At 60.6% G+C, this 8,614-nt stretch carries 8 protein-coding genes; 4 read left to right on the forward strand and 4 right to left on the reverse strand.

From position 1 onward, the window contains the following. The first annotated feature begins 20 nt into the window (after positions 1-20). The gene (locus tag BZK31_RS12585; protein ID WP_083183165.1) at positions 21-1,025 is read left to right on the forward strand and encodes an asparaginase; all 1,005 of its coding nucleotides are present in this window, start codon (positions 21-23) and stop codon (positions 1,023-1,025) included. A 56-nt stretch (positions 1,026-1,081) separates the two neighbouring features. Here the strand turns inward: BZK31_RS12585 and BZK31_RS12590 are convergent, their stop codons facing one another. From BZK31_RS12590 to pdxR, 4 genes are all read right to left on the reverse strand, one after another. After that, positions 1,082-2,686 carry a glucan 1,4-alpha-maltotetraohydrolase domain-containing protein gene (locus BZK31_RS12590; protein ID WP_083183167.1) on the reverse strand — a complete coding sequence of 535 codons (1,605 nt, stop codon included), beginning with the start codon at positions 2,684-2,686 and terminating at the stop codon, positions 1,082-1,084. Positions 2,687-2,827: 141 nt separating this feature from the next. Next, positions 2,828-3,700, reverse strand: a complete 873-nt coding sequence (locus BZK31_RS12595) for a bestrophin family protein (RefSeq protein ID WP_167377941.1) — start codon at positions 3,698-3,700, stop codon at positions 2,828-2,830. 141 nt (positions 3,701-3,841) lie between these two features. Next, positions 3,842-5,053 (reverse strand): YeeE/YedE family protein, encoded by a 1,212-nt coding sequence (locus BZK31_RS12600; protein ID WP_083183172.1) that lies wholly within the window; start codon positions 5,051-5,053, stop codon positions 3,842-3,844. Positions 5,054-5,106: 53 nt separating this feature from the next. Then, positions 5,107-6,669 carry a MocR-like pyridoxine biosynthesis transcription factor PdxR gene (gene pdxR, locus BZK31_RS12605; RefSeq protein WP_083183174.1) on the reverse strand — a complete coding sequence of 521 codons (1,563 nt, stop codon included), beginning with the start codon at positions 6,667-6,669 and terminating at the stop codon, positions 5,107-5,109. Between the two features lie 90 nt (positions 6,670-6,759). Here pdxR and BZK31_RS12610 point away from each other — a divergent pair, with 90 nt between their 5' ends. The 3 genes from BZK31_RS12610 to BZK31_RS12620 are packed head-to-tail and all read left to right on the forward strand — an operon-like array spanning position 6,760 to position 8,524. Then, positions 6,760-7,389, forward strand: a complete 630-nt coding sequence (locus BZK31_RS12610) for an FMN-binding negative transcriptional regulator (RefSeq protein ID WP_083183176.1) — start codon at positions 6,760-6,762, stop codon at positions 7,387-7,389. A gap of 5 nt (positions 7,390-7,394) precedes the next feature. Continuing rightward, positions 7,395-7,841, forward strand: coding sequence for a GNAT family N-acetyltransferase (locus BZK31_RS12615; RefSeq protein ID WP_083183178.1), 447 nt, complete (start codon positions 7,395-7,397; stop codon positions 7,839-7,841). Between the two features lie 11 nt (positions 7,842-7,852). Continuing rightward, positions 7,853-8,524: a GNAT family N-acetyltransferase gene (locus BZK31_RS12620; protein ID WP_083183180.1), complete on the forward strand. Its 672-nt coding sequence runs from the start codon at positions 7,853-7,855 to the stop codon at positions 8,522-8,524. The last annotated feature ends 90 nt before the right edge of the window (positions 8,525-8,614 follow it).

The raw sequence follows: 8,614 nt of genomic DNA on the forward strand, positions 1-8,614 counted from the left end.
CGCCCTGAAAGGAGAGAGCCATGACTCACGACGCACATCAACCCGCCAAGCGAGTAATGGTTCTCTACACCGGCGGCACCATCGGTATGCAGGCCAGCGCCAACGGCCTTGCACCTGCGTCGGGTTTCGAGGCACGAATGGCCGCGCAACTGGCCGAGCACCCCGAACTGATCGTGCCGCAATGGCGTTTTCGCGAGATGTCGCCCCTGATCGACAGTGCCAACATGACGCCAGCCTACTGGCTGCGTCTGCGTGAAGCGGTGATCGAAGCGGTGGATGTGGACGGCTGCGATTCGGTGCTGGTGCTGCATGGCACCGATACCCTGGCCTACAGCGCCGCAGCGATGAGCTTTCAGTTGCTGGGGTTTGATGCACCGGTGGTATTCACAGGCTCCATGCTGCCTGCTGGCGTGCCGGACAGCGATGCCTGGGAAAACGTCAATGGCGCGTTGCTTGCGCTGGGCAGCGGGCTGGCTTCAGGTGTTCATCTGTATTTCCACGGCGATCTGATGGCACCGACCCGCTGCGCCAAAATCCGCAGTTTCGGACGCCACCCGTTCGCGCCGCTGCAGCGATCGCGAGGCGGTCATGCCGCCGTGTCATTACCCGACGCGCTGGATTATCGTCAGCCCAGAACCCTGGCCAACGTCGCCGTGATGCCGCTGTTTCCGGGTATCGGCGCCGCGCAGCTGGACGGTCTGGTCGACAGTGGCATTCAGGGCCTGGTCCTGGAATGCTTCGGCAACGGCACAGGTCCAAGCGACGATCCCCGGTTCGTCGCCAGCCTGGAAAACGCAAGGGCGCGAGGCATCTGCGTGGTTGCAATCACGCAGTGCCACGAAGGCGGCGTCGAGCTGGATGTATACGAAGCGGGCAGCCGTCTGCGTGGGGCCGGCGTGCTGTCAGGTGGCGGAATGACGCGCGAAGCGGCATTCGGCAAGCTGCACACTCTGCTCGGCGCAGACCTTGTGATCGAAGATATCCGGCGGCTGGTCGAGCTGGATCTGTGCGGGGAACTTCGCTAAGTCCCAAGCTGTTTTGGCAGGGTTCAAGACTGAGCCGAATCCTGCCGAAACACCCCTCATAATCCGCCCTTGCTGTCACCGCCCTCCTTCGCAACAAAACGTGTATTGGCGCCCTCCTGCCATTTGATGACCTTTTCGGGCTCGGCATCGCTGCGCACGATGCATTTCCATTCATAGGCCGCATTGTCGGCGACGCGAATCCGCTGCCGCCAGTCTGGATACTCACCGGTTTCATCCAGACGAACCGCCCGCGCCGGATCCCACTCACCAAGCTCCAGACCAGAACCGATGGCATAAACGCCCTCGCCCCAGCGGGTCTGACCATTTGTGCAGGTCAGCTGGACCTCAACGGCATTGGCTCGCCAAATCCTTATTGCCTCATTGGCACCCGAACTCAGTGCTGGCTTGAAACTGGCCGGAACCTGTTCGTTTCTGTAATCAGAACCCAGTGCGATCAGGAGCAGTTGTCGGGTGCCGGTCACTTCTGCGACCAGGCCTGTAGCGGTTTTCAGGAAGCTGATCGGCGAATCGGCCCTGATACCGGCACTGCGTCGAATCTGTATCAATTGCCGCAGCAAGGAACCGCGTGGCCAGTCGTACATGTCCGGCCAGTACACTGTCGGCGTTCCCGGGCTGCTGAGAATATAAGCGTAAGCCTGATCGCGAAGATGCTCAGGCAACGCCCAGTGGTGCTGCCCACCGTTGGCTCCAGGCGAATAACCGGTGTCATGGTTATCCACAAAGGTCACCGCAGCGGCACGCCAGTTGGCGTCCGGGTTGGCGTTCAGTCCGTATTTCCACTGCGTGATATCGCCGTTCTGCATACGTTCTTTGAGCGCAAAGTCGAAGACAGTGCAGCGGGACTGATCGGACCATTGCTTCAACGCGTCTTGCCAGCTGGCAATATGCCGACTGTCTTCGGGCGGGTACTCGCCAGGCGCTTTCCAGAGTTCCCCGACACAGAATTGCTGATCCCCAAACGCTTCCATCCAGCGATTGACCGTGGCGGCGCTATAGCCCTTCACGAAGTCGAAACGCAAACCGTCTGCCGAATGACTGTCGCGCAACCTGGCGAATTCCTCACCGAACAGAGCGAAGACCTCAGGTTTTGCGGTGTTGAGGTCAGCTTCTCCGCCCATGAACGGATCGCCGTCGTCGCACTGCGTACAGCCGTCGCGCCAGTCTTCCTTGTCACTCAGCCGCTCTTTGAGTTGTGGGCCGATGTGCTGCCGATCCATGTGATTAGGTACTACGTCGTACACAAGTTTGACCCCGGCAGCGCTCAATGCGTCGACAGCCTGCTTGAACGTGTCGGCATTGCCATAGGCGCTGTTCTTGTCGAAGTCCTGCCAGAAATAGCCTTCTCCGCCCCCCGACGCCTGAGTGTTCGCATCGCTCCAGTGAGAAGTGTCGCGCCACGGCACCGGCATCCAGACCGAGGTGAATCCATCGGCACGGATTTGCGGAGCCTTGTCCTTGAGCATGCTGTACCAGCTTTGAGGTGTTGAGCGGCTGGAGTTCCAGTGAAAGCCCTGAAGCAGGATTTCGTCACCGCCGTCATTACGCAGGCCTCGCGCGGTATTGCCACGCAAGTCTTCAGCAAGAGCAATCTGACAGGTTAGAACCAGAATCGGCAGCGCGATGAACCGGAAGAAGTGCATGGCGATAGTCCCTGGGCAGGAAACGTTATCGCCAGCTTAAAGATGATGACAGCCCTCGTAACCTGACAGAACTGATAGCCCGACCGCTCATTGCGGCACAAGAGAAATGGCGTCCATGCCATTTCTTTTGTAGAGGCCGATTCAGGACGCCTTGCTTTCTTCCTGTGCACCACGGAGCATCGACTCAAGATTGCGCTCGATGTTCGCGCACAGCGCCGTCATCTGGATTTCGTGCTCGCTGGCCTTGAACGGGCTCTGCAGGTCAGTGCCGATCTTCTCGATCGCCAGCAGCATGAAGCCCACCACAGTGGACGCCAGCGGCGTGAACCAGCCAAGGGTTTCGACCAGACCGATGGGGACGATCAGGCAGAACAGGGTGATGAACAGACGCGGAAACGCCACGTACGGATAAGGCAACGGTGTGTTGGCAATGCGCTCCATGCCGCCCTGGCAGTTGGAGATATCCACCATCGTCGATTCCAGACGTGCCAGACGGATACTGTCCAGGCGACCGCACTGGTATTCCTTGGCCAACAGCGCAGCCGAGGTGTTGAGCAGGTCGTTGGGGAAGTTGTTGGTGTCGAAACGGCGTTCGAACTCTTCACGGGGGATCAAGGCTTGCACCTCGTCGCCGCAATGCGCGCCCTTCAAGTGCGCAGACAGGCATTTGACGTAGGCGACGTGGCGGCGCAACAAGGTCGCCTTCACCGGGTTGATGCCGTCATCGTCCTCGACCAGCGTCAGCACCTGACGGGCGAAGCTGCGCGAACTGTTGACCAGCGAGCCCCACAGCGTGCGGGCTTCCCACCATCGGTTGTAAGCGCTGGAGTTACGGAAGCTGGTCAGCACCACCAGCGCCGAACCCAGCAGGGTCAGCGGCATGGATGGCAAGGTGATCTTGCGCTCCAGGTACAGCATGAAATCGACCGTGACAATCACGTCCCAAATCAGCAGCCAGAAAAGCGACCAGCCCACATAACCGATTGTCTTGCCCAGAAATCGGATTTTTCCCATGATCGTCTGCTGCAAAGGACTACCCCATCGATAAATAAGCGAGACCGCATTCGGACATCCTCGCTACTGCACGGGGTTTGAATGCCAAAATGGCAGATGGTTCGCCAACGGCCCGCTTTATCTCAAGGGTTCAATCGTTTTTCAGCAACCGCTCAACGCGACCTGCGGACGCTCTGCGGCAAAGAAAAACGGACGCAGCCGGACGCCGATGACGTTACCCGCATAGGCCGCAACCAACCACAGCCAGCCGTGCAGGCTGCCGGAAGCGATACCGCTGAAATACGCACCGATGTTGCAGCCGTAGGCCAGACGCGAGCCGTAACCGAGCAGCAGGCCACCGATCACGGCCGCCACGATCGAGCGTGTCGGGATGTCGAGGTTCGGCGCAAAACGTCCGGCCAGTCCTGCGGCAAGCAAAGCGCCGAGCATGATGCCGATGTCCATGACGCTGGTGATGTCTTCCCAGACCGGCGCGGCCAGAGCCTTGGCATTCGCCGCGCTTTGCCAGAACACCCAACTGCCGACATCCACGCCCAGACCGCTCGCCACTTTGGCACCCCACAAGGCGAATGCCGAGGTGATGCCCCAGGGCCGACCGGCCAGTGCCAGCGTTGCATAGTTGAGAATCGCCAGCGCCACAGCGCCCCAGACCAGGATCCAGGGACCGCGCAGCAGTCGGCGCAGGCCGCGATGCTCGCTGGTGACAGGCGCTTCAAGCTGACCGTGACGGCGCCTTTCGAGGCGTACGGTGACGAACGCAATCAGGGCGAACAATGCCAGGTTGCCCAGCAGCGCCGGGATCACGCCAAAGCTCTTTACTAGCGAGGTGGCCGGAAACGAAGGCAGAGCGAACCACCAGTCAACGTGGTGCGTGGCAATCAGCGACCCAAGGATGAAGAACAGCAGCGTGATCAGCACCCGCGCATTACCGCCGCCCGCCGTGAACAGCGTCCCGGACGCACAGCCTCCGCCCAGTTGCATACCGATGCCGAAGATGAAGGCTCCGACCACCACCGAAACGCCAGCGGGCGCGACCAGACCCGTGACCGGCTGCCCGAATAGCGTGCCGGCACCCAGCGCCGGGAAGAACAGCACCACGGCAACGGCGAGCATCACCATCTGCGCGCGCAGACCCGCACCGCGCCGTTCACGAATGAACACTCGCCAGGCAGAGGTGAATCCAAACGCGGCGTGATACAGGGTGACGCCCAACGCTGCACCGAGAATCCAGAGCAGAACCTGACGGGTGCCGACGCTGAGCAGCAGAAACTGCGCGCCCATCAATAACAGAAACAACGCCGCCAGCGGTGCGCCGTAAGTGCGGCCGGGTGTTGCAGAAAGGGAAGTGTTCATGAGTCTCTCGACGACGAATAGCAGAAAGAGGCGATTATACGTGTACCGCAGGCCTACTCGGACCAGACCGTGCGCAGCCTGTTCAGCGCATCGTTGATATGCGCTTGCGGCACCGCCGCAAAACCCAGCACCAGCCCGGCCCGTTCATCCATGGACTGGGGCGAATCGGGCAGCCAGTAGCTGCTCAACGGCGTGATTTCGACACCGACACTGGCGGCCTGCTCGATCAACTCACGCTCGCGGGCCAGGCTCTGGACCTTGACCATCACGTGCAACCCCGCCGAGACCGTGGGCATGGCGGCGCAACCCGCGATATCGGCAGGCCAGCCTGCGAGCAATGCATTGCGCCGGCTCAACGCAGCCCGCCGCATGCGACGAATGTGCCGCTGGAAGTGCCCGGCGGCAATGAACTGCGCCATGACCGCCTGAGTGCTGACCTCGGTATGCCGCATGTCCAACGCCTTGCGCTGGCTGAACGGCTGCACCAGTTCTTGCGGCAGCACCAGATAACCCAGGCGCAAAGCCGGAAAGGCAATTTTGCCGAAGGTGCCCACGTACAACACTCGCCCGCTTCGATCCAGCGCAGCCAGTGGTGCCAGCGGTGCGCCGCTGTATCGGTATTCGCCGTCGTAGTCGTCCTCCACGATCCAGGCCTGATGCTGCTCGGCCCACGCGAGCAAGTCGAGGCGTCTGGCCAGGCTCATCACCACACCGGTGGGGTATTGGTGCGACGGCGTGACATACGCCAGCCTGCAATCGGAGCGTGCCAGTTCGGCGCAGCACAGACCTTCGCCATCCACCGCCACACCCTGCAATCGAGCGCCGGCCACCGCAAAGGCATGTCCCGCTGCGCGATAGCCCGGATTTTCTACCGCGACCCGATCGCCGGGATCAATCAGCAACTGTGCACAAAGGCTGATCGCGTGCTGCGCGCCGCTGGTGATCACAATTTGTTCAGCCATGCAGTAGAGGCCTCGAGAGGACCGCAGATATGCCGCGATCAGCTCTCTCAGACGCAGCTCTCCCGCCGCATCGCCATAACCCAACCGGGCCGGATCCGGCCGACGCCAGAAAGCCGCGTAAAGCTTGCCCCACAGGGCGAACGGAAACAGATCGAAGGCTGGCACGCCGACGCGAAACGCTCTGGGGGCTTCGCCTGAAGGAACAGGAAGCTGATGGGTTCTGAGCAGATTCAGCGCCGAACTGTGGATAACTTCGGCGTCCAGATTGTTTGAAAACCCCGGGCGAACTGTGGATAAACCTGTGGACAAAGTTGTGGGCAAACCTGTGGACAAGTCGGTGGATAGTTTTACGTCGTGCCGCTGATCCAGCGCTGCGGTGCGGCTCGGTAAATGCGCCACGTAGGTCCCGTCACCCACGCGGGTTTCGGTAAAACCCTCGGCATACAACTGATCGTAGGCGCGCAGGACGCTGTTGCGGGAAATCGCCAGCAGGTCGGCCAGTTCACGACTGGCAGGCAGACGCGTGCCGCTGGGCAGTCGGGTGTCCAGAATCTGCTGACGCAGCGCTCGATAAAGCTGCTTGCTCAGGCCCTGACGCCTGTCCAGCCGGATGCCGGTGAGCGTGGACGGAAACGCAGACGGGTCGGACACCATCGTATTGGCCCTATGAAATCTCTGAAAAATGGATCTTACAACAGACCAATGACCTACCTAGGATGGGTTCACCGAAACGGGAGCATTGCCATGTACACACCTGCCGCCTTCAACGACACCGATATCGCCAGACTCCATGAGCAAATGGATCAGACCCGTCTGGCGATTCTGGTCACGTGGGATGAGGACGGCATGCAGGCCAGTCACTTGCCGTTGGTGCTGCGTCGTGATCAAGGCTCCCGTGGCACGCTTTACGGTCATCTGGCCAAAGCCAATCCGCAATGGCGACACCTGGACACTTGCAGCGAAACGCTGGTGATCTTCCCTGGCGGCGACGCCTACGTAAGCCCGTCGTATTACCCGAGCAAAGCCGAGCACGGTCAGGTCGTACCCACCTGGAATTACCTGGCCGTGCATGCCTGCGGCAAAGCCGAGACCTTCACCGACACGCAGCGTCTGCGTGGTCTGCTGAACGAGCTGACGATCAAGCACGAATCCGATCGCGCTCAGCCCTGGTCGATTGATGACGCACCCGCCGATTACATCGCCCGGATGCTCGGCGCCATCGTCGGCTTCGCCCTGCCCGTCCAGCGGCTGGAAGGCAAACGCAAACTCAGCCAGAACCGCAGCGCATCGGACATGGACGGAGTAAAAAACGGTCTTGCCGCCAGCCAAAAACCCAACGAACAGCAACTGGCCCGGTTGATGGGCCAAGGATGACAGCCATGAGCAATGTGCATATTCGCCCGGTGACAGCCGACGATCATTCAGCGTGGCTGCCGCTCTGGCAGGCCTACCTGCGTTTCTACAAGACCGAGCTGGCCGAAGGCGTCAGTGAGGTGACCTGGCAACGCCTGCTCGACCCGAGCGAACCGACCCATTCGGCCCTGGCCTGGCTGGACGGCGAAGCGGTGGGCATGGTGAACTTCATCTATCACCGCTCCAACTGGAGCATCAAAAATGCCTGTTATTTGCAGGACCTGATCGTTGCGCCGCAACAGCGCGGCAGCGGGATCGGCAGGTTGTTGATCGAGCATGTCTACGCGACTGCGAAGGCCGATGACTGTGACAAGGTGCATTGGCTGACCCATGAAACCAATGCCACGGCCATTCAGTTGTATGAGCGCATCGCCGAGCGTGGCGGTTACATTCAATTTCGCAAGGCTCTTTGAGGAAGTGATTGATGTCTGAGACCGCATTGGATTGGCAACCGGCGACGCTGCCTGGGCCAGAGACGTTGAACGGTCGGTTCATTCGGCTGGAAAAGCTGGACACATCCCGTCATGCCGACGACTTGTGGTCAGTCTTGCAGGGGCCGAATGCCGACCCGGCGCTGTGGGATTATCTGCCTTACGGGCCGTTCAGCCAGCGCGATGCCTTCGATACCTGGCTGGCCGGGCATCAGGCAGCGACAGATCCATGGTTTTACAGCGTGATCAATCAGCAGACTGGCAAAGCCGAGGGGATCATCAGTTTTCTGTCGATCTTCGCGGCCCATGGCCGGATAGAAATAGGCCACGTAACCTTCAGCGCCTCCATGCAACGCACACCCAAAGGCACCGAGGCGATTTACCTGCTGGCCAGGGAAGCGTTTCGACTGGGCAATCGCCGCCTGGAATGGAAATGCAACGCCAACAACGCCCGCTCAAAACGCGCCGCCGAGCGCTTCGGTTTCCGCTACGAAGGCACCTTCCGCCAGCACATGGTGGTTAAAGGTAAAAGCCGAGACACCGCGTGGTACTCGATCATCGACGGCGAATGGCCTGCCCTGCAAACCGCTTTCGAAGGCTGGCTGGCGGTGGATAACTTCAGCGATGGCGAGCAGATCAAAGGGCTCGAGGCGTTTCGGCAGTAGCGTTCGTCGCTTGAACTGCGGCGCCTGACACCCTGCCTTCGCGGACAAGTTGGCTCCCACGACGTGATCTTCCCGTGGGAGCCAACTGTC

Origin of the sequence: Pseudomonas floridensis (assembly GCF_002087235.1) — a bacterium.
Lineage (GTDB): Bacteria > Pseudomonadota > Gammaproteobacteria > Pseudomonadales > Pseudomonadaceae > Aquipseudomonas > Aquipseudomonas floridensis.

Bases quoted from the DNA above. Each gene is read 5' to 3' on its own strand.
- BZK31_RS12585 (WP_083183165.1), top strand. From the start codon at position 21: ATGACTCACGACGCACATCAACCCGCCAAGCGAGTAATGGTTCTCTAC.
- BZK31_RS12590 (WP_083183167.1), bottom strand. From the start codon at position 2,686: ATGCACTTCTTCCGGTTCATCGCGCTGCCGATTCTGGTTCTAACCTGT.
- BZK31_RS12595 (WP_167377941.1), bottom strand. From the start codon at position 3,700: ATGGGAAAAATCCGATTTCTGGGCAAGACAATCGGTTATGTGGGCTGG.
- BZK31_RS12600 (WP_083183172.1), bottom strand. From the start codon at position 5,053: ATGAACACTTCCCTTTCTGCAACACCCGGCCGCACTTACGGCGCACCG.
- pdxR (WP_083183174.1), bottom strand. From the start codon at position 6,669: ATGGTGTCCGACCCGTCTGCGTTTCCGTCCACGCTCACCGGCATCCGG.
- BZK31_RS12610 (WP_083183176.1), top strand. From the start codon at position 6,760: ATGTACACACCTGCCGCCTTCAACGACACCGATATCGCCAGACTCCAT.
- BZK31_RS12615 (WP_083183178.1), top strand. From the start codon at position 7,395: ATGAGCAATGTGCATATTCGCCCGGTGACAGCCGACGATCATTCAGCG.
- BZK31_RS12620 (WP_083183180.1), top strand. From the start codon at position 7,853: ATGTCTGAGACCGCATTGGATTGGCAACCGGCGACGCTGCCTGGGCCA.